The organism is Humisphaera borealis (assembly GCF_015169395.1).
Classification (GTDB): domain Bacteria; phylum Planctomycetota; class Phycisphaerae; order Tepidisphaerales; family Tepidisphaeraceae; genus Humisphaera; species Humisphaera borealis.
This window is the reverse complement of record NZ_CP063458.1, coordinates 421,581-441,552: the sequence shown is the minus strand read 5'-3', so window position 1 is coordinate 441,552 and position 19,972 is coordinate 421,581. Positions and strand designations below refer to the sequence as shown.

At 61.1% G+C, this 19,972-nt stretch carries 15 protein-coding genes; 13 read left to right on the top strand and 2 right to left on the bottom strand.

Translation table 11 applies throughout. The features are described from left to right. The first annotated feature begins 52 nt into the window (after positions 1–52). From IPV69_RS01750 to IPV69_RS01695, 12 genes are all read left to right on the top strand, one after another. A complete protein-coding gene (locus IPV69_RS01750) occupies positions 53–748 on the top strand; it encodes a PilN domain-containing protein (protein ID WP_206293193.1) in 696 nt (231 codons plus the stop codon). Positions 749–805: 57 nt separating this feature from the next. Continuing rightward, complete coding sequence (gene pilO, locus IPV69_RS01745) at positions 806–1,363, top strand: type IV pilus inner membrane component PilO (RefSeq protein ID WP_206293192.1); 558 nt, start codon at positions 806–808, stop codon at positions 1,361–1,363. An 83-nt stretch (positions 1,364–1,446) separates the two neighbouring features. Further along, positions 1,447–2,094: a hypothetical protein gene (locus IPV69_RS01740; RefSeq protein WP_206293191.1), complete on the top strand. Its 648-nt coding sequence runs from the start codon at positions 1,447–1,449 to the stop codon at positions 2,092–2,094. Positions 2,095–2,209: 115 nt separating this feature from the next. Further along, positions 2,210–4,045 carry a GspE/PulE family protein gene (locus IPV69_RS01735; protein ID WP_206293190.1) on the top strand — a complete coding sequence of 612 codons (1,836 nt, stop codon included), beginning with the start codon at positions 2,210–2,212 and terminating at the stop codon, positions 4,043–4,045. 174 nt (positions 4,046–4,219) lie between these two features. Continuing rightward, on the top strand, positions 4,220–5,278 hold the full coding sequence (locus IPV69_RS01730; protein WP_206293189.1) for a type IV pilus twitching motility protein PilT: 1,059 nt from the start codon (positions 4,220–4,222) through the stop codon (positions 5,276–5,278). A gap of 100 nt (positions 5,279–5,378) precedes the next feature. Next, positions 5,379–6,593: a type II secretion system F family protein gene (locus IPV69_RS01725; RefSeq protein WP_206293188.1), complete on the top strand. Its 1,215-nt coding sequence runs from the start codon at positions 5,379–5,381 to the stop codon at positions 6,591–6,593. Between the two features lie 159 nt (positions 6,594–6,752). Further along, positions 6,753–7,259 carry a PilV family protein gene (locus IPV69_RS01720; RefSeq protein ID WP_206293187.1) on the top strand — a complete coding sequence of 169 codons (507 nt, stop codon included), beginning with the start codon at positions 6,753–6,755 and terminating at the stop codon, positions 7,257–7,259. Positions 7,260–7,331: 72 nt separating this feature from the next. Continuing rightward, entirely contained in the window at positions 7,332–8,693 is a 1,362-nt protein-coding gene (locus tag IPV69_RS01715) for a pilus assembly PilX N-terminal domain-containing protein (protein WP_206293186.1), read from the top strand. Between the two features lie 22 nt (positions 8,694–8,715). Further along, positions 8,716–9,276 (top strand): PilW family protein, encoded by a 561-nt coding sequence (locus IPV69_RS01710; RefSeq protein WP_206293185.1) that lies wholly within the window; start codon positions 8,716–8,718, stop codon positions 9,274–9,276. A 155-nt stretch (positions 9,277–9,431) separates the two neighbouring features. Further along, a complete protein-coding gene (locus IPV69_RS01705) occupies positions 9,432–9,989 on the top strand; it encodes a type IV pilus modification PilV family protein (RefSeq protein WP_206293184.1) in 558 nt (185 codons plus the stop codon). Positions 9,990–10,190: 201 nt separating this feature from the next. Next, positions 10,191–12,218 carry a hypothetical protein gene (locus tag IPV69_RS01700; protein ID WP_206293183.1) on the top strand — a complete coding sequence of 676 codons (2,028 nt, stop codon included), beginning with the start codon at positions 10,191–10,193 and terminating at the stop codon, positions 12,216–12,218. Positions 12,219–12,370: 152 nt separating this feature from the next. Continuing rightward, complete coding sequence (locus IPV69_RS01695; RefSeq protein ID WP_206293182.1) at positions 12,371–12,976, top strand: prepilin-type N-terminal cleavage/methylation domain-containing protein; 606 nt, start codon at positions 12,371–12,373, stop codon at positions 12,974–12,976. 375 nt (positions 12,977–13,351) lie between these two features. Here IPV69_RS01695 and IPV69_RS01690 read toward each other — a convergent pair whose 3' ends face one another. Together IPV69_RS01690 and IPV69_RS01685 are read right to left on the bottom strand one after the other, a co-directional pair. After that, complete coding sequence (locus IPV69_RS01690) at positions 13,352–14,671, bottom strand: DUF1501 domain-containing protein (RefSeq protein ID WP_206293181.1); 1,320 nt, start codon at positions 14,669–14,671, stop codon at positions 13,352–13,354. 101 nt (positions 14,672–14,772) lie between these two features. Next, on the bottom strand, positions 14,773–16,602 hold the full coding sequence (locus IPV69_RS01685; RefSeq protein WP_206293180.1) for a DUF1800 domain-containing protein: 1,830 nt from the start codon (positions 16,600–16,602) through the stop codon (positions 14,773–14,775). 159 nt (positions 16,603–16,761) lie between these two features. Here IPV69_RS01685 and IPV69_RS01680 point away from each other — a divergent pair, with 159 nt between their 5' ends. Beyond that, positions 16,762–19,893: a PSD1 and planctomycete cytochrome C domain-containing protein gene (locus IPV69_RS01680; RefSeq protein WP_206293179.1), complete on the top strand. Its 3,132-nt coding sequence runs from the start codon at positions 16,762–16,764 to the stop codon at positions 19,891–19,893. The last annotated feature ends 79 nt before the right edge of the window (positions 19,894–19,972 follow it).

Genomic DNA, 19,972 nt, shown 5'->3' with positions numbered 1-19,972 from the left:
CGAATTCTCAGATCTCAGATCTGGGATTCCAGATTTGAGAGACGGAGTACCCATGAGCTCGCCCAATGAACTGAGCTTCCTTCCCGAGGACTACCTGGAGCGTAAGGCACGCAAGCGCGCCAACCTCCTCTGCGGTGCACTCTCGATCATCGTCATGGGCACCATCGGCAGCGCCTTCGCCCTGAGCGAACGCTCCATGCGCGGCCTCGACAACGAGCTGGCGGACGTCGAATCCAAGTACGCGCAGGCGGCCAGCCAGATCGAGGCCGTCAAACAGATGCACGCCAAGCAGCGGCAGATCGTCCAACACGCCGAGTTGGCCGCGGCGCTGGTCGAACGCGTCCCGCGGAGCAACGTCCTGGCGGAGTTTACGAACTCGCTGCCGGCGGGCGTCTCGCTGCTGGACCTGGCGCTCGAAGCCAAGCCCAAGGTGAACCCGACCGCTCAGGCCGCAACGGCATTCGATCGCAAGGCGACCGCCGCCGTTGCCACCAAGAAGAACGCAGCACCCGAAGCACCCAAGTACGACGTGTACATCAAGCTGACGGGTGTCGCTGAGAACGACATACAGGTGTCGCAGTTCATCACAAAGCTGAACCGGTCCAAGCTGCTCAAGGAAGTCAACCTCGTGATCACCGACACCTTCAGCAAAGACAAGAACAACGAATCGACGCTGCGGCGATTCCAGCTGGAAATGATGATCAACCCTGCCGCCGAAGTGCAGGACGCAGCGGCCGCAGCACAGTGAAGAGGTCGTGGAGTGATCGAGTAGCGGAGTATTTGCGTACGTTCTCCCGGAGTTCCAATGAAACTGGGCATGCGAGAAATGCTGTTCGTTGTTGCGATGCTCGGCCTCCTCGCCGCGTCGTACTTCCTGGTCTTCACCAAGCAGGACGCCAAGCGGTCCGACAAGGTGCAGCAGCGCGACACCAAGCGCGCCGCGCTCCACGAACTCGACCGCGCCACCGCGAGCGTTCATGACGTGGACAAAAAGATCAAGGAGCTCCAGGCCGCGACGGCGTTCTTCGAATCGAAGCTGCCGCAGGCCAAGGAGATGGACAAGGTCCTCAAGGAAATCTGGCAGCTCGCCGACGCCAACGGACTGCGAACCCAGACCGTCAAGACCCCCCGCAGCGTCAAGATGGCCGGTTACAGCGAACAGATGCTTGAGTTGAACCTGGCCGGCGATTTCAAGGGGTTCTACGAGTTCATGTTGCAGCTCGAAAAGCTCCCCCGGCTGACCAAGGTCACCAAGATGAATCTGACCAAGATCACCGACAAGGACGGCGAGATGCAGGCGTCGCTCACGATGAGCATCTATTTCGAACCTGACACCGGCGTGGCCGTCAGCAGCGCGCAGTAAACCCAGCACAGGCCCATCGCCTGTGGTTGAGGACCGGCCGTCCGATCGTAGTAACACGAATGCCAGCAATGCAGAGGTGAGCCATGAACTTCATCCCGGGACAGGAACAGGACTCGTCAGAGAACCAGGATCTCAACGCGTCTCTGGAACAGGGCGAGACCACGTTCGTCGCCGAAGGCGCGAAGAAGCAGGTCAGCGGCGGCACCATCGGTATGCTCGGGCTGCTCGCGATCTGCGCCGGGGGAACATACTTCATGTACCTCCGCGGCGGCCCGCAGCAGGCCAATGCCGCCGATGCAAGCACTGCTCAAACGATCAACAGCTTCCTTGCCGACGGTGAGAAGCACGTGTCGCTGATGAAGCAGATGCTTAAGGAGACTGACAAGGTCGTTCTCCGCTTCCGCCAGACCACGGCCCAGTCACAGGTGCCCCTGGAGAAGCTGCAGACCAATCCGTTCCAGATGGAGACCGCACCGAAAACGCCGGTCGGTACCGAAGACAACAATGCGTCGCGACGCCGCCGCGAAGAAGAGCGCGCCGCGGCCGTCGCCGCCGTCCAATCGATCAAGCTGCAGTCGGTTCTCTTCGGCGCGCAGCGGGCGGCGTTGATGAACAACAAGCTGGTCCAGGAAGGCGGCGAGATCGACGGCTTCACGGTCGAAAAGATCACTGCCGACTCGGTCATCGTGCGATCCGGCGTGTACCGGTTCGAGTTGAAGATGCAAAGGTGAAAAGAAGCAGGCAGTACGCAGTAGGAGGTAGGCAGAAAGATGCCGACGCCTATTCAGACGGCTGCGATTCTTCTCTTCACTGCGTACCGCTTACTGCCTTCTGCCTAATCTTCCCATGTTCGGACGCCGCAATTCAACCTCGATCGTTACCGAGCCGCCCCCGCAGCGTCCTACGGCCCCGGCCGTCGAAGAGCACGACGACGACGTCGGCGGGCTCGCCGACCTCTGGTCGCCGGGGAAGACATCGGTCCGCAAGACGGTCGAACAGCTCCTGCTGGAGCGCGGCCAGATCACCGAATCGCATCTCGTCCAGGCCCGGCAGGTTTCGACCCAGACCCAGGGCAAATCGCTCACGCACATCCTGCTGTCGATGCAGGCCGCGAGCGAAGGGCAGATTCTGTCGGCGCTCGCCGAGACACTGAACCTGCCTTTCGAATCGCCGGACAAGGGCAAGATCGACACGCGTGCGTTCGAACTGCTGCCGATGGATTACATCCGGAAGCACGCAGTTCTGCCGATGCGGTTTGAAGACGAGAACTGCCGCATCCTCGTCGTCGGCATGGCCGACCCCAACAACGTCTTCCTCGTTGATGAAGTCCGGCGAAAGACAAAGAAGGAACTGAAGATCGTCGTCATCACCGCGGCCGATGTCGGCCGGCTGTGCGAATCCCTCACGTCGGGCAACTCCGACATGAAGGTCGACGACATCATCAAGGACATGTCCGATGACGACGTCCAGGTCGTCAAGGAAACCGAGAAAGATGACGTCACGGACCTGGAAAAGATGGGCAACGAGTCGCCCGTCATTCGGTTCGTGAACTACCTCATCTTCGACGCGATCAAACAGGGTGCCAGCGATATTCATATTGAGCCCAAGGAGAAGGCGCTCAAAATCCGCTACCGCATCGACGGCATTCTCTTCGAGGCGATGAATCCGCCGCACAGCATGACGGCGAGCATCTGCAGCCGTCTGAAGATCATGGCGAATCTCGACATCGCCGAGCGGCGTTTGCCGCAGGACGGCCGTGTCCGAGCCGTCGTGCACGGACGCAAGGTCGACCTTCGCTTGTCCACCCTTCCAACGCCCTACGGCGAGAAGGTGGTCATGCGAATTCTCGATAACCGCTCGATCAACGTGAAGCTCGAGGATCTGGGATTCGGCGAAGACCAGTTCACCATCTGGAAGAACCAGATCGAGATGCCGCACGGCATTCTGCTGGTCACCGGCCCCACAGGCTCGGGTAAGACGACCACGCTCTACTCGTCGCTGCGGGTTCTGGACGGCAACAAGCTCAACATCAGCACCGTCGAAGACCCGATCGAATACCACCTCGGCAGTGCTACCCAGGTGCAGGTCTACGACAAGATCGGCATGACGTTCTCGGCCGCGCTGCGATCGCTGTTGCGTCAGGACCCCGACGTCGTGATGCTCGGTGAAATTCGCGACGCCGAGACCGCCCGCATCGCAGTCCAGGCCGCCCTCACCGGCCACCTGGTGCTCAGCACACTGCACACGAACGACGCACCGGCGTCGGTCACCCGGCTGATTAACATCGGTGTCGAGCCGTACCTCATTGCCGCGGCGGTGAACGCCATTCTCGCCCAGCGCCTCGTCCGCAAGATCTGCCAGACCTGCAAGACCGAGTTCAAGCCGACCGAGGAGATGCAGGAGTTTCTGACCATGCAGGGGTTCGGCGAAGTCACGACCTATAAGGGTGCCGGCTGCGACAAGTGTCGTAAGACGGGCTACACCGGACGGCTAGGTGTTTACGAGCTGATGGTGATGGATGACTCGATGCGAGACATCGTTACCAGCAATCCGGACGTCAATGTGTTGCGCAAACTTGCCCGCGAAAAGGGGCTCGTCACTCTGCGCGAAGACGGTTTCCGCAAAGTGGTTAAGGGACTTACGACGGTTGACGAGATTCTAAGAGTCACCGAGGCCGCGTGACGCGGCTGAATGACGAATGACGAAATCAGAATGGCGAATGAAGCTCAAAACTCGAATGCCCAAAAACGTCAAAGCTTGAACATTCGAGCATTGGTCATTCATTCGCCATTCTGATTTCGTCATTCGTCAATCTTTGTAGGGTCCGCCTTGGCGGACGCGAAGCACTGGAGAACCATGAGCATTCTCAACGACATTCTCCGCAACGCCGTCCAGGCCAAGGCGTCCGACGTCCACATCATGGTCGGCGCTCCGCCGCTCTACCGGATTCACACGATCGTTCAGCACAGCGACTTCCCCATGGTGACGCCCGAAGGGGCGATTCGCCTGGCGAAAGAGATGATGAACGAGAAGCGCTGGACCGACTTCGAGAAGCACCGCGACGCGGACTTCTCCTACGAGATCCCCGGCGTGAGCCGCTTTCGTGTCAACGCGCACTATCAGCGCAACAGCGTCGCGCTCTCCATCCGTACCATCAATGACAAGGTCCGGCCGATCGAGCAGCTGTTCCTGCCAGATATCTGCAACAAACTGACTTACATGCCCCGCGGCCTGGTGCTCGTCACCGGTCCCACCGGCTCGGGCAAGAGCACCACGCTGGCGGCGATGATCGACTCGATCAACCGGCGCGAGCAGGGCCACATCATCACGCTCGAAGACCCGATCGAATACGCATTTGTCAGCAATAAGTCGGCAATCGAGCAGCGCGAAGTCGGCGCCGACGTCCCCGACTTCTCCGGCGGTCTGCGGCACGCGCTGCGCCAGGACCCGGACGTAATCCTGGTCGGCGAAATGCGCGATCTGGAAACCACCAGCGCCGCAATTACTGCCGCCGAAACCGGCCACCTGGTGTTCAGCACGCTGCACACCGTCAACGCGCCCCAGACGATCGAACGCATCATCGACATCTACCCGTCGGACGAGCAGAACCAGATCCGCTCGATGCTCGCCAACACGCTTCAGGCGGTCATCAGCCAGACGCTGTTCAAGCGGTCCGACCAGCCGGGCATGATTCCCGGCGTCGAGATCATGCTTTGCACGCCGGCCGTTCGAAACTGCATCCGCGAGAACCGAATCTTCGAAATCCCCAACATCATCGCGACCAGCCGTGCGCTGGGCATGCAGTCGCTGGATGACTCGATCAAGCAGATGTACATCAACGGGTACATCAGCCGAGAAGATGCCGTCGCCCAGGCGGCGCATCCTGAGAAGCTGGAACGAGCCTTGGCAGCCTAGGAGGAGTAAGCAGTCCGCAGTAAGCAGTACGCAGTAGAACAGTGCCTCTTTTGGCCTTAACTGCGTACTGCTTACTACGTACTGCCTACTGACAAGACGTATGCCCAACTACCGCTACGAAGCTCGCAACGCTGCCGGGAAGATCACCACCGGTACGATCCAGGCCGCTGATCTCGGCGCGGCTTCGGCACAGGTTCGCGCCCGTGGCGAGTACATCGTGCAGCTTGCGCCGGCAGACGGTCCGTCGAAGAAATCGGGGCTGAACTTCTCCGTATCTTTTGGTCCGGGCGCGAAGGACATCCAGGCATTCACCAGCCAGCTCTCGGTCATGATTCGCGCCGGCATCAGCATCCGCGCCGCGATTGAAGGCATCGCCGACCAGACGACCAACGTCAAGTTCAAGGCGATGCTGACGCAGATGAAGAAGGACGTCGAGAGCGGCAAGCAGTTCTCCGACGCACTTTCGCGTTACCCCAAGTACTTCAGCCCGCTCTATATCAACATGGTCAAGGCGTCGGAGCTCTCCGGCGGCTTTTCCAAGATGCTTGACCGTATCGCGACCTACCTCGCGCAGCAGATCGAGACCAAGGCGATGGTCATCGGTGCCGCAATCTACCCCGCGATCATCGGCACTATGGCGATGGGCACCACCGTCTTCCTGCTGGTGTTCGTGCTGCCGCGGTTCATGAAGATCTTCGAAGGCAAGGAAGCCGCCCTGCCGGCGCCGACCAAGTTCCTGCTGGCTATGTCGAAGTTCATGACCGGCTACTGGTACATCATCCTGATCGGCCTGGTCGTTGCGATCTGGGGCTTTGTCCTAACGATCAAGACCGACTGGGGCCGCACCTGGTTCGACAAGGCCAAGCTGTCGGTACCACTGTTCAAGAAGATGTTCCGCGCCATGTACATCAGCCGCGGCCTGCACACGATGGGCCAGCTGGTGAACGCCGGCGTGCCGATCCTGGACACGATCAGCATCACCGCGGATATCAGCGGCAACGTTCTCTATAAGCGGATGTGGAAGAACGTCTATTCCTCCGTGAAGCAGGGTAAGAAGATCAGTCATCCGCTGCAGAAAAGCCCGCTGCTGCCCAAGGCGGTCGTGCAGATGGTCAACGCAGGTGAGGAGTCGGGTAAGCTCGGCGAGGTGCTCGATGAGGTCGCCGAGTTCTACAGCCGCGAGCTCAAGAGCGTCATCAAGAGCGTAACGGCGATGATCGAGCCGCTGATGATCGTGCTGATGGGTGGCATGGTCGGCTTCATCGCCATGAGCATCATCCTGCCAATCTTCAAGCTGAGCCAGATCGTCAAGTAGTCTGTCGGATAATCGACATAGCCAACGCAAACGGCCATGACGACGACAGTCGTCATGGCCGTCCTCATTGGCACAGTCCGCCGATTGGCGGGCCTTCAATTTCCGGCGATCCGTTCTGGCGGTTGACGGGTCAATGTCTCAATCCGATATGAGGTTGTGATGCGTATTATCACCGTCCAATCTCGACGCAAAGGCTTTACCCTCATTGAAGCGGCATGGGTGACCGTGATCGTAGGTATCGGAGCGGTAGCAATGCTCGAACTGCTCGCCGCCGGTACCGTCGTCAATGCCAATGGCAACCAGATGACGACGGCGGTCAACCTGGCCAACAACATGCGCGAAATTGCGCTCGGACTGCCGTTCAACGACCCCGAGCAGCCGGTCACCTGGGCGACCAAGGAGGCGTCGGTTGCCTCCTACGACGACGTCCTGGATCTGGATGGGACGAGCTTCAGCCCTCCTCTGGATGTCCGGCGTCAGCCCATTGCCGACCTCACCAGCTGGAAGCAAACGGTCACCGTGCAGTCGGTGGCACCCGATGCAGTTCCATCCGTCCGGCCGAACAACGCCACCACCGCCACCGCACGTGTCACTGTAAAAATTCTCCAGAACAACAAGCAGGTTCACGAGATGAGCTGGCTGGTTGTCGCTCCGAACCCCGGATGACAGCGCAGCGCGTCGGACGTTGCGACCCGGGAAGGATCGACACAGAACGGTGCCACTATGCGTCGTGCACACATGTCAAATCGTCGTCGAGGCGTCGCTTCCATGCTGGCGATGCTGTTTCTTATTCTTTTCTCTGTTCTGGCGATCGGGTTCTACGCCAGTTCGAACATGTCGGCACAGGTAGCCCGTAACGAGCGCGTGTCGGCAGATGCGCAGCTTGCGGCCGAGTCGGGTCTGGCGTTCATGCGGTATCAACTGGGGCAAGTGGACATCCCGGTGTCGACGACCAACGACGCGATGTTTCCCGCGGTCACCGCCGAACTGGCCAAACTACTTGACGGCACCACGAACATGGGCGGCAAGACTGTTCAGGCGGTCAATGGCGTGGTCTCCATTCCGGGTTCGTCCGCCTGGATCAATCTTGATAGCGCAGGCAAGCAGAAATTCCAGGCCTCGGTCACGCAATCGGGTGCCTTCCTGATCCTGACCGTCATCGGCCAGGGCCCGGATCCGGCGATCACCCGCACGGTTCGAATCAAGTTCCAGAAGGCACCTCGTGCCAGCGCGCTGTTCGACTACGGCGTAGCGTCCAAGGGAAAGATCGTTACCTCGGGTTCCTCACGCATCATCGGCCAGGGTGACCCCGCTCGCGGAAGCATCCTCTCGACAAACATGACCGACGCGACCCCGGTCGTCATCAACGGCAAGGAAGTGTCCGGCGACATCAGCATCGTGAACCCGACCGGCAGCGTCAGTTACTCCGGCGCTTCGATTGGCGGGACGAGCAACACCATCCTGATACAGGACCACATTCACAAGGGTGTTCAGGAGCCGGATTTTCCCGATGTAGACACCAGCGCCTACGCGGCCTACGCCGTGACCAAATACACAGGCCAGAAGACGCTGGACAACGTGTACATACCGGCGAACACCAACCCCAAGTTCACCGGCAACACAACCATCAAGGGCGTGCTTTACATCAAAGCGCCAAATGTCGTGGACTTTGGCGGCACAGTGACCATTCAGGGCGTGATCGTCGTGGAAAACGGTGCGGCCCTCGACCTGACCAAAAACCAGTTGAACTTCACGGGCAACGTCAACGCGACCGGCGTCGAAACCCTCCCCGCCAGCTATGGCGGCCTCCGAAACCTCACCGGTGCTTTTGTCCTGGCGAACAATTTCTACACCTCGTTTTCCGGCAACTTCGGCACCGTCAGCGGGCACATCATCGCGAGCAAGATCAAGTTCTGGGGTAATGCCGGCGGCGTGGTCAAAGGATCCGTCATCAATATGAATGACGTGCAGATGGACGTGGGCGGAAGCTCGCAAGTCACCATAGCCAGCACTGGGACCAGCAACTACCCGACCGGCGTGACCTTCGGCGCAAAGTTCGCCCCGCTCCCGGACACCTACGTTGAGCTCCCGATGGAATGACCGCGACGAAACGAGATAGACCATGTACCCAGCAGCACCAATCCTCTGTTCGCACCGCCGTCGTCATGGCCTGAGCATGGCGGAGATGCTGATCAGCATCGCGATCACGAGCATGCTGTTGTCCGGCCTGGCAACTGCATTTGTCACCTCGGCCGACGTGGTCGAACAGAACGACCAGTTCTTCCGCGCCACGCAGGCGTCGCGCGTCACGCTGAATCAGATCCTGGTCGAATGCCGACGCGCGGATGCCCTTCAGTGCAGCAATACGGGCACCTATAACTACTTCGACGTCATTCGCCCCGAAGAAGTGCTCGACACCAACGAGGTCTTCCGACGTTATCAGTTCGACGCGGCCAACAAGCAGATCACAATGACCATCCATTACAACGACAACACCACCAGCCCGGCCTACGTGATGGTGCGCCATGTCGAGGCGGCAGAATTCGGACCGCCTCAGACAGGCAAGGATTCCAACAACGCCGTGGTCGTTCAACGGCTTCCGGTCGTTCTGACAGTGAAAGTGGGGAAGAACGTGGTGACGCTCAACGGTGCCGCCGGGCCACGGCGAGCCATGAGCTTCTGAACGAATTTTCCACGCCATTCCAGCCCCTGGCTGATTCTTACGGCACCGCAAATCCCGCCCCCATTCCGATTCATTCAAATCGCACGAGAATCTGACTAGACCAGTAAAACCAGCGAAGATTTGACGCCACGTCCGACATATCGCACGTCATTGGCATGGGTGCGACATCTGTAACTCCCCTGCTCGGCCGCCCGCGTCGCCGAGGCTTCACGCTGATCGAAGCTGCACTGACGACGGTCATTGTCGGCGTCGCGATCTTGGCCCTCATGGGTCTCAGCGGCGCGCTGACCGGGCAGAACGCGAACGCGGGGCAGTCGACCACCGCGATGCTGCTGGCCTCCAACATCCAGGAAGCGATGGCGGGGCTGAGCTTCAACGATCCGGCCTACAGCAATACCTATTTCGGTCCCGAGGCCGGCGAGACGCTCGCGAGCTACAACGACGTGGACGACTTCGACAGCTTGACGATCAGCCCGCCGATCGATTCCGCCCGTCAGACGATACCGAACCTCTCGCAGTATTCGCAGGTCATCTCGGTCCTGCCGATCTACGCGAACAAGCTCAACAGCAACACGAACCCGACGTCCCTGGACCTTCCCAAGACGGCGTACACGGGGGCGGTGCGGGTCATGGTGAGGATTATGTACAAGCGAACCTCCGGATCGGTCGCCCAAGAGGTGTACCGGGCGAGCTGGATTCGGACGGCGAGCTGACGGCGACGGTCTCATGAGGCAGCGGCGTGTCGGGGTGTCGGATTGTCGGGCCTGTTGTTCGGAGGTTGGGCCCGATGCCACCACTCCGACACGCCTGTGCCTCCCATCAGTCAGGTAGCGGTGAAGGCAAAAGGTGTCTTTATGCGTAACAGGTCACAAGCATCCCGCTCGCGCCGCCGCGGCATGGCCGCGGTCATGGCGATGATCTTTCTTTCCCTGCTAGCCACGCTCTCGGTCGCGATGTACTCCACCGCGACAATGAACGTGCAGACTGCCAAGAACTACTCCGAACAGCAGCGTGCCCGCTCGACGGCCGAATCCGGCCTGCGCTGGACGGCCTGGCGGTTCACCCGCATGGTCCGGCCGAAGACCACCATCGGTAACATCACCCCTGCCGTCGCCGAAACGCTCTGGCCGTCCATCCGCACCGCGATCGTCAACGACTTTGCCAACGTGACGACCGCCTCGGAACGTGCCTTGACCTACGACGGCACCACGCTCAAGAGCAACCCCATCGCGGTCGACGAGACGTCGGCCCGGTTCAGCGTATCGATGCGGCTGCATCCGATCGACGCGAGCGACCCACTAGACGAACGCTATGTGCAGGTGACCAGCACCGGTACCTATGGGTCGGCAAAGCACTCGATCTCGATGAGCTTCAAGATCGACAAGAAGGTGAAGTTTGCAATCGTCGGCAAGGTGCCGATTCAGATCGGTCGAAACACGATCGTCGAAGGCCCCATGGGCATGGCGACGCCCAACAAGTACCCGCCCTTCCTGTTGCTGAGCGATTTCCGCCATCTGAAGCCGTCACTGAAGACGAAGATCGACAACTTCAACACCTTCCTGAAAGCCGAGCACAACGGCTACGACAACCGCATCAACGTCCACAACCCCGTCGAATATGGAAAGGCCACCCAGGCCGGCTACACCGACTACAACGGCGACTACTTCATAGACGAGTATGACCTGTTCCTGAAAGAGTTCGACGGGAACGGCGACAAGGCGATCAGCGCTTCCGAGTTCATCAACCCCTCCACCGGACAGTCCTACGACGCCGACCTCTTCGCGGCGATCGACGCTCTGGGCGCAGCCCAGGTTGCCGGTGAGCCCCAGCGCCTGGGCTACATGGACGGCAAGATCGATAACTCCGACGCTTACACCAAGATCCGCGGCACCGTCACCATGGCGACCACCGCCAACGCGTGGCAGTCGAACCTCGGTACATCGGGCAAGATCGGCGACTACCTGCAGGGCCCGATCCAGCCGTCAGAAGGCACGCAGTTGCCGGTGCAGTTCGGCGCCGACTCGAGCCAGATCTTCGATCTTTCGCCCACGAACTTCGATCCGACCGTGTTCCGCCCTCGAACCGGTCCGGAGAATGGCGCATCCAGCAAGACCGCGACCGTGCTTCAGAACGTCATCATCGCCGCAAGTGACGCGAACGGCGGCACCGTCGATGAACGTACGCCGTACGGCTCGACCAGCTGGCAGGCCACCTACCGCCGGCCCAAGTTCCAGAACATCACGTTCAAGAACTGCCGTATTCCCAAAGGGCTTAATGCGCTGTTCGAAAACTGCACGTTCGAGGGTGTGACATATGTCGACCTGACGACGAACATCACCAACAGTTCCGGCAGCACCACCACCAGCGCCAGCGACGGCATGACCTGGTCGAAGCAGATGAAGTCCGGCAGCTTCAATGCCAACACGGCGCTAACCAGCACTACGTCGTACGGCTTCAGCCGCGGCAACAACCTGCGGTTCAACAACTGCACCATGAAGGGACCGGTGGTGTCCGACAATCCGACCGCGTACACCCACTTCACCAACTCCTGGGAGTTCACCGGATCGACGTTGTTCAACAACCTCGCCGACGACACGGCGACCATCGTCGCCCCCCAGACCAATATCGAAATGGGTTCCTTCACCAACCCCGGCCAAGCCCCCAGCACACTGGTCGGCGTGGTCGTCGCGGGCAACCTGGACATACGCGGCAAGAGCATCGTCGACGGGTCGATCATCATCACCGGCGACGGCGCGGGTAACACCACCCAGGGCTGGTTCGGACCCAGCGACGGCTCGACCGACGTCACCACCCCCATGCCCGAAGGCGGCTACGGCCGGCTGAATATTCGCTACAACCCGAACCGGGCGCTGCCCGACGGAATCAACGTCGCGATCGATATCCTTCCCGACACGGGAACCTACACGGAGGCGGGACTGTGATTTACGCCGAAGAAAAGAGATCGCCGCGGAGGCACGAAGACACGGAGGGCGCTTCGTTCCATCTCAATCAATTCTTACATGGGACATGTAGAGAACAACCATCTGGAGAAGGTCCGCACACCCCAACAGTATTGTCGTACAAACGCACCTCCGTGCCTCCCTGCCTCCATGGCGACCTCCGCTCTTCGCGACCGCGCCGTCGCGGTATCGGCCTGGTCGAGCTGCTCGTTTCGCTCTCGATCGTCGCGAGCCTGCTGACGGCGACCGCCGTCGCGGTGAATGCGGCGTTCAAAGCCCATGAGGTCAACCAGGAACAGGCGGTGCTGCTTTCGAAGGCGCGCGTGTCGCTCGCGTTCATCACCTCGCAGATCCGCACGACCAAGCTGCATGCACCCGACGACACCGACCTGCGGGCCGACTTCGCGACGGGCAAAACCGTGACCGATACTGCTCTGGTCATGTACGACGCCGACGACAACCTGCTTCGGTTCTACCTCGACGCCGCCAACAAAAAGCTCATGGTCACCACCGACACCGGCACGCATACGATGGCGAGCAATGTCGAGGCGTTCAGCGTCACGATGGAGCCCATGCGGTCGGCGACGTCCATTCGGACCGGCGGCGGGTGGGACCTGCTCAAACGCGCGACGATCCAACTGACCGTCAAAGCCGGCGACGCCACCGGCCCTGGCGAAGGCACGAGCACGCAGTCGCTTACGCTGTCGGGATCGGTGATGCCACGACGGAATGCTTGGTAACGACCCGCGATCCGGCTACCCTTCGTCCGCTGTTAGATCCTTCCCGCGTGTCCTAGAGCTGTCAGGGGGAAATCAGTGAGTAAGAGGCTTTTGAAGGCAATCTACTGGCTCGCACTCTGCCTGATCGTTGTCAACGGAGCAGTCGCCTTAGGTTCGCTGGCAGGATGGTGGACCACGGAACGTTCCCCATGGTGGCTTGCGCTCGTCATCTCTGCGTCGCTAGCGGTCATTGCTATCAGCATCGTCCCCGGGTGGTACGAAAGGGCACGGCCTCCGCGCGAGAAACCGCAGGACCCGCCAGACGCGTGATCTTGTAGGGTTTGCCTTGGCGGACGCGACGGCAGCGAACAACACAGGCGTCCGCCAAGGCGGACCCTACAACTTCGTGAACCCAACCCCTCGCGCAGCATCCCACTTGAACTTCGGCAACACCTTCGGAATCGCGTCCGACTTCACACCGAGGTGATTCACACATACCTCGGCGAAGACATTCCGGAAATCCGTCGTGACGGCCAGATCGCGCTCTTCGAACAACTTTTCGGGGGCGAGGGTCGGCCAGTCGGCGTAGACCTTCCCGCCCTTCACACCGCCGCCGATCGCGAAGAAACAACTCGCGTGGCCATGGTCGGTACCTCGGTTCCCGTTCTGGCGGACGGCCCGGCCAAACTCGGTCATGCTCAGCACCATGACGTCGGCCATCCGGTCGCCGAGATCGGCGTTGAACGTCGCGAGCGCACGGCCGAAATCGAGAAGCTTGTTACCGATTTGGCCGTAAGGTCCGCCCTGGTTGGCGTGCGTGTCCCAACCTTCGTCCTGGACGAATGCGATCTCCACGCCGACATCGGCCTTGATCAGCTGGGCCACCTGCAGCAGCGACTGCCCCAGCGACGTCTTGGGGTAGTCGATGCCCTTGGCCGGCTTGTATTGCGTGGGGTTCGCCTTCTTCAGCAGCGCGATCGCATCGAACGATTCCCTGCCCGCGCCGCTGAGGGTCTGGTCGACTGCGTTGGAGTAAAGCCCTTCGAACCCGTTCATCTCTTTCGTCTTCGTGGCGCCTTCGTTCATGGTCGGTGAACCGACCACGCCGGGGGAACCTCGGACGCCGAAGCTGTCGAGATCGCGGATCGCCATCACGTCCAGATCGCCCTGGAGCGTGCGCGGGATCGAGGCGCTCATCGCGACGGCGCGAAACGGCGTGGGTTTGCTTGCCGCGGGCCGCTCAGACAACGCGCGATTCGCCCAACCGCTGCTCACGCTCTTGTCATCGGCGACGCCGGACTCCATGAAGTCCTGCATGTCAAAATGCGACCGAGAGTTGCTCGGCGATCCGCAGGCGTGGATGACGGCCAGTTCGCCGCGCTGGTAGAGGGGGGCGAGCGCGTCGAGACGCGGGTGCAGGCCGAAGAACCCGTCCAGGTCGATCGCCGCCGAGGTATCACCCTTCCTGGGTCGCGGAACGGCAATCTCCTGGCGGAGCTTGTAGTAGAACGGGTCTCCGTGCGGTGCGACCATCGACAGGCCGTCTGCCGCGCCACGCTGGAAGACGCACACCAGCACCTTGCGCCGCGGCTTGGCCGACGACTCGGCCGCCAGGGCAGCGTTCGCCAGGAATCCTGGCTCCAGCATCGCCCCGCTGCCCAAAGCCGCGAGCGTGACAAGGCCATTACGAACGAAGATTCGGCGGGACAGGTTCATGGCGATAACCTCGTGGCGTGCGTGAATTGGCGACAGGCACGTGTTCTCTTTGATCTCGCAACCGATGAAAGTCATGGACGAGACGCCCATGCCACTGATTGTCACCGCCGCTGAAACTCCGGCGACCCCAGAATCAGTCCTGCGGCCTTCTTGATGTCGATCGTCCTGCCCTCCTTCACATCCAGCGATCGCAGCAGCGTCGCTTTGGTGGCATCGCTCAGGGGCTGGTGCAGGAGCGTTGCCGCCAAGCGCTCGATCACCGCCTCGGCATTGTCGGCGTCCACCTTTTTCCCCAGTAGCCGACTCACGTCCACCTTGATGTCCTTCATGTCCGACTCCGTCAGCGCGACGGCAAAGTTCAGTCGGTCGATCAGGGCACTGGGGCTCACCCACTTGCTCGACAATTCCGGATAGCCCGTCGGTGCCGCGAACGCGAGCAACGGTTGGCCCATGTCGTGGACGTGCCAGTTCAACGACTTCTTTTTCTCTTTCGACAGCTTGGGGTCGTTGCCCAGGAGTGCTCCGCCTTCTTCGATATAGCTCAACTTGCCGAACATGCCCCACCCGCGGCCGGTGAACTCACCTCCCGTCGCTCGCACCGCCGACACCGCATACTCGAAGGGCGATTTGATCTTCGATCGGACGGCGGTCGGCGCGTAGAACGCGTCGCTGTTCACGATCGATTCAATCACCTTGCGGATGTCGCCGCCGGTCCCGGTAAAAACTTTTGCAACGCGTTCGACCAACTCCGTCGGCGGTTCGTCGGAAACGAAACGCTGGCACAACTTTCGGCTGATAAACTTCGCGGTCGATGGGTGCCTGCTCAATAGCTTCAGAACATCTTCGCCGTCCTTGATGCCGTGATCCTTGGGGAGCCTGACGCCGAGGACGGTCTTCTCTCCCTGGTCGTGACGGTTCTTGTTGAACTCGAACTTGCCCCCCATGCCGGAGTAAGACCACCCGCTAAAACAGCGGGCGACTTCCTGGACGTCTTTCTGGGTATAGCCGCCGTCCACACCGAGGGTGTGCAGTTCCAAGAGCTCGCGGCCGTAGTTTTCGTTCGGGCCCTCCTTATTGGAGATCTGCCCTTTGACGCTGTAGCCGAACTTGTAGCTGACGTACCACTCAATGAGCTTGGTCTCGATCGCCCCGCGTTCGCGGGCGACGGAGTTCTCATTGTTGTCAAGGTACGCCAGCATCGCCGGGCTGTGCGCGACGGCCGACAACAGGTCGTGAAACTTCCCCAGGGCATTCGTACGGATGACGTCGCGGTCGTGCGCGACGATCAGCGCCCGGCAGGCGTTCTTGCGCATATCGACGTTGAAGTGGTTCGACCAGAAGTCGACCATTACCTCCTGCAACTGTCGCTCCGACAAGGCCGCCCGCATCAGCTTCGCCTGCTGAAGTTCGGCCATGCAGCGGATGGAATCTCGCTTGGCGAGGGCACCGAGGTTGGGCAGTCCGTTCTGCTGATAGGGGTTGTCCTTGCTGAGTGCCTTCTTGTCGTTCGGCAGATCGACGCCAAAACGCATCTTCATGTCGTCGGCGTTGCCGGAGGCCATCTGCATCTGCAGGAAAAACTTGATGTCCTCGAAGAACTGCCCCATAAAATGCTCGGACGACATCTTGAGCGTATCGAGCGGTTCCACGGCTTTTTCGCAGGCCTTGTCGTCGATCTTCGTGGGATCGAGTTGCTGGCGGATGTAATCATCCAGGCCCATCGCCCTGACCCGTTCCACGTCCCCCGGCCGGGCACCGAACCCCAGGCGGTTCAGGGCGTGCAGGATTTTCTGGTCTTCGGGCAACGAACGCGCGGCCGATCCTTCGGGTGCTGAGCCCGCATGAACCGTTGTGGAAACCAGCAGTAGAACCATTGCGAGCGGAACTCTCGTCCAGAGATGACGAAGACTTGCGGGCTTGGCCGTGGACATGGAAACCTCGCGATGTATGTAGCGTTCGGCTTTGGACTTGAATGCACCTATAAGTGTGCAAAAGAATATTGCGGTTTACCCTTTGGTGTAATCAAATTGCCTTCCTCTTCCCTGAGGCGGGGAAGTGGACAAACGCCTCGCCTTTTGCGACGGACCGTCATGCTTAAATCCTGTCTCTCAGTCGTGGTTACGGCACTGCTCACCTCATCGGCGCTCGCCGACGACGGTAAGATCCTTTTCAACCGTGATATTCGTCCGATCCTTTCGGACAACTGTTACCACTGTCACGGCAACGACAAGAACCACATCAAGGGCAAGCTGCTATTGAATGACCGCGACGCGGCGATCACCCGCAAGGCGATCGTGCCGGGCAAGCCCGAGGCGAGCGAGCTGATCGCGCGAATCCTCACGGAAGACCCCGACGAGATCATGCCACCGCCGGAAGCGCACAAGAAGCTCTCGGCAAAGCAGAAAGACCTGCTCAAACGGTGGATCGCCGAGGGCGCCGAATACCAGCCACACTGGGCGTACGTGCCGCTGGTGCGTTGGGAAGCACCAGCCGTCAAGGACGCCAAGTGGGTGCGCAACCCAATCGACGCATTCATTCTGGCCAATCTGGAAGGCAAGAAGCTGTCGCCGTCGCCGGAGGCCGACAAGCGGGTGCTGCTCCGTCGGCTGTCGCTCGATCTGACCGGCCTTCCGCCGACCCCGGCCGAGGTAGAAGCGTTTGTCGCCGACGAACGACCCGACGCCTACGAGCGGCAGGTCGAGCGGCTCCTGGCATCGCCGCATTTTGGCGAGCGGATGACCGCGCCCTGGCTCGACGCCGTTCGATACGCCGATACCGTCGGCTTTCACGGCGATCAGAACGCCAATGTCTTCCCGTTTCGCGACTACGTCATCAACGCGTTCAACAGCAACAAGCCGTTCGACCAGTTCACGCGGGAGCAGATCGCCGGCGATCTGCTGCCAAATCCTTCGACAGAGCAATTGGTCGCCAGCGGGTTCAACCGCTTGAACATGATGACCCGCGAAGGCGGCGCCCAGGCGAAGGAGTACATCACCAAGTACCAGGCCGACCGCGTCCGCACTGTCGGCCTGGCCTGGCTCGGCAGCACGTTCGGTTGCGCCGAATGCCACGACCACAAGTTCGATCCGATCTCGGCGAAGGACTTCTATTCGATGTCCGCCTATTTCGCCGACATTCGGCAATGGGGCGTTTACAGCGACTACAAGTACACGCCGAATGAAGACCTCAAAGGCTGGAGCAACGATCACCCGTTCCCGCCGGAAATTCGCGTCGACAGCCCGTACCTGAAGGCCCGCCAGGATCGCCTGGCAAAAAACCTAAGCAGCGAAATGGTCGCCGTGTTCGATCAACTGTCGAAGGACAATTCGCTGTCTGAGGCATTCGAGGCGTGGACCGGCTCGGTATCGGAGTTTCTGAAGAAGAACCCCGGCGGATGGGAGGCCCTGGCCGCCCTGCCCGAACCGGCCAAGCCTGCCACCAAGCCGGCGACCAAACCGGCCGGTGCGGCGACCGCAAACCCGGCCAAGCCGGCATCGCTGCCGGGCGGGTTTGCCACGCTCAAGCCGCCGGGGGCGGGCAAGACCAATGACCTGTCGTTCAAGCCGTCGCCGGGTTGGATCGCTTCCGTTCGGCTCGAAGCCGCCGGCGATCTGGTGGTTGGAGCGCTCAACAACGGCTCGCAGCGCCAGGGCATCCGGCTGTCGGCGGCGATCAAACCAGCCAAGGGCGCGTTGCGGAAGGCGGGCGTCTACCACGCCGACGCCGACCTCAAGGAGCCACGCTACGCCAGCACCGCAGAACTGATCGGCGTCAAGGACGGATGGAAGTTGTCCGCGGCGCACCTCAAGCAGACGCAGACATCCGTCTGGCTGCTCGATCCGCCGTTGAAATTGGCGGCAGGCGAGACGCTGGTGATCTCTATTGCCGGCGACACGGCCGTGCCCGTGCGGGTGTCCGTGTCGCCGCTAGCGGCATGGGACCCGATGAAGGTCGCCGATGCCTCATTGATCGCCGCGTTTGCCGGCCCCGCCGCCGGCAAGAGTGCAAGCCTGTTGGATACCGCCCGGGTGGCGTGGCTCATCAGCACCGCCGCCAATCCCGACGCGTTTGCCCGTTACAAGTTGCTGCAACGCGAGATCCTCGAATGCCGCGACGGCAAGGCCTGGATGCAGGTGACCGTCTCCCAACAGCCGATCACGACGCGCGTCCTTCCCCGCGGGAACTGGCAGGACGAAACCGGCGAAGTGGTCGCTCCAAAGACGCCGCACTTCCTCTCGGCCTTGCCTGGAACCGAAACGCGAACGCAAAACCGGCTGGACCTTGCGAATTGGATCGTGTCTGACAAAAACCCGCTGACCGCCCGCACGGTCGTCAACCGGTTCTGGAAGCTGTACTTCGGCACCGGGCTGTGCGCCAGTATTGAGGATCTTGGGCTGCAGGGTGAGTGGCCGTCGCACCCCGAACTGCTCGACTGGCTCGCTCTGGAGTTCCGGGAGCCGAAACTTGGTGGGGCCAAGCCGTGGGACGTCAAGCACGTCGTCCGGCTGATCGTCACCAGCAGCACCTACCGGCAGAAGTCGGAACTTCGCCCGGCACTGCGGGATGTCGATCCGGCCAACCGCTGGCTATCGGCACAGTCGCCGGTCCGTCTGGAAGCGGAGTTCGTTCGCGACAACGCGCTCTTTGCCGCCGGGCTCTTGAATCTGGCCGACATCGGCGGGCCGAGCGTGAAGCCTTACCAGCCGGAGGGATACTACGCGGCGATCCAGTTCCCCAGTCGCGTTTACGCCGCCGACGCCGACGATCGACAGTACCGCCGGGGCGTTTACATGCACTGGCAGCGGACGTTCCTGCACCCGATGCTGGCGAACTTCGATGCACCCAGCCGAGAGGACAGCGCCTGTACGCGCGTGGTCAGCAATACGCCGCAGCAGGGGCTGACGCTGCTGAACGATCCGCAGTTCGTCGAAGCCAGCCGCGTGCTGGCGCAGAACCTGATTGCGGCCGGCGGCACGGATGGCGACAAGGTGGATCGTCTGTACCAGCGGGCACTCGCGCGGTCGCCGAAGGATGCGGAGAAGGCTTCGCTGCTGAAGTTGCTGGGCGCTCAGCGCGAGATCTACAAGGCATCGCCCGAGGAAGCCGCGAAGCTGCTCGCCGTCGGCAACGCACCGACGAGCGGCGACGCCGTCGAACTGGCGGCATGGACCAACACCTGCCGTGTGGTGCTGAACCTGCATGAGATGATCACGCGGTATTGACGTTCTGTAGGGCGGGCACTGCCCGCCGGAATGACCGTGACGGGTCGATTGAAGCCGCCTCACACGTGGACGCCCTGTT

Bases quoted from the DNA above. Each gene is read 5' to 3' on its own strand.
- IPV69_RS01750 (WP_206293193.1), top strand. From the start codon at position 53: ATGAGCTCGCCCAATGAACTGAGCTTCCTTCCCGAGGACTACCTGGAG.
- pilO (WP_206293192.1), top strand. From the start codon at position 806: ATGAAACTGGGCATGCGAGAAATGCTGTTCGTTGTTGCGATGCTCGGC.
- IPV69_RS01740 (WP_206293191.1), top strand. From the start codon at position 1,447: ATGAACTTCATCCCGGGACAGGAACAGGACTCGTCAGAGAACCAGGAT.
- IPV69_RS01735 (WP_206293190.1), top strand. From the start codon at position 2,210: ATGTTCGGACGCCGCAATTCAACCTCGATCGTTACCGAGCCGCCCCCG.
- IPV69_RS01730 (WP_206293189.1), top strand. From the start codon at position 4,220: ATGAGCATTCTCAACGACATTCTCCGCAACGCCGTCCAGGCCAAGGCG.
- IPV69_RS01725 (WP_206293188.1), top strand. From the start codon at position 5,379: ATGCCCAACTACCGCTACGAAGCTCGCAACGCTGCCGGGAAGATCACC.
- IPV69_RS01720 (WP_206293187.1), top strand. From the start codon at position 6,753: ATGCGTATTATCACCGTCCAATCTCGACGCAAAGGCTTTACCCTCATT.
- IPV69_RS01715 (WP_206293186.1), top strand. From the start codon at position 7,332: ATGTCAAATCGTCGTCGAGGCGTCGCTTCCATGCTGGCGATGCTGTTT.
- IPV69_RS01710 (WP_206293185.1), top strand. From the start codon at position 8,716: ATGTACCCAGCAGCACCAATCCTCTGTTCGCACCGCCGTCGTCATGGC.
- IPV69_RS01705 (WP_206293184.1), top strand. From the start codon at position 9,432: ATGGGTGCGACATCTGTAACTCCCCTGCTCGGCCGCCCGCGTCGCCGA.
- IPV69_RS01700 (WP_206293183.1), top strand. From the start codon at position 10,191: ATGATCTTTCTTTCCCTGCTAGCCACGCTCTCGGTCGCGATGTACTCC.
- IPV69_RS01690 (WP_206293181.1), bottom strand. From the start codon at position 14,671: ATGAACCTGTCCCGCCGAATCTTCGTTCGTAATGGCCTTGTCACGCTC.
- IPV69_RS01685 (WP_206293180.1), bottom strand. From the start codon at position 16,602: ATGTCCACGGCCAAGCCCGCAAGTCTTCGTCATCTCTGGACGAGAGTT.
- IPV69_RS01680 (WP_206293179.1), top strand. From the start codon at position 16,762: ATGCTTAAATCCTGTCTCTCAGTCGTGGTTACGGCACTGCTCACCTCA.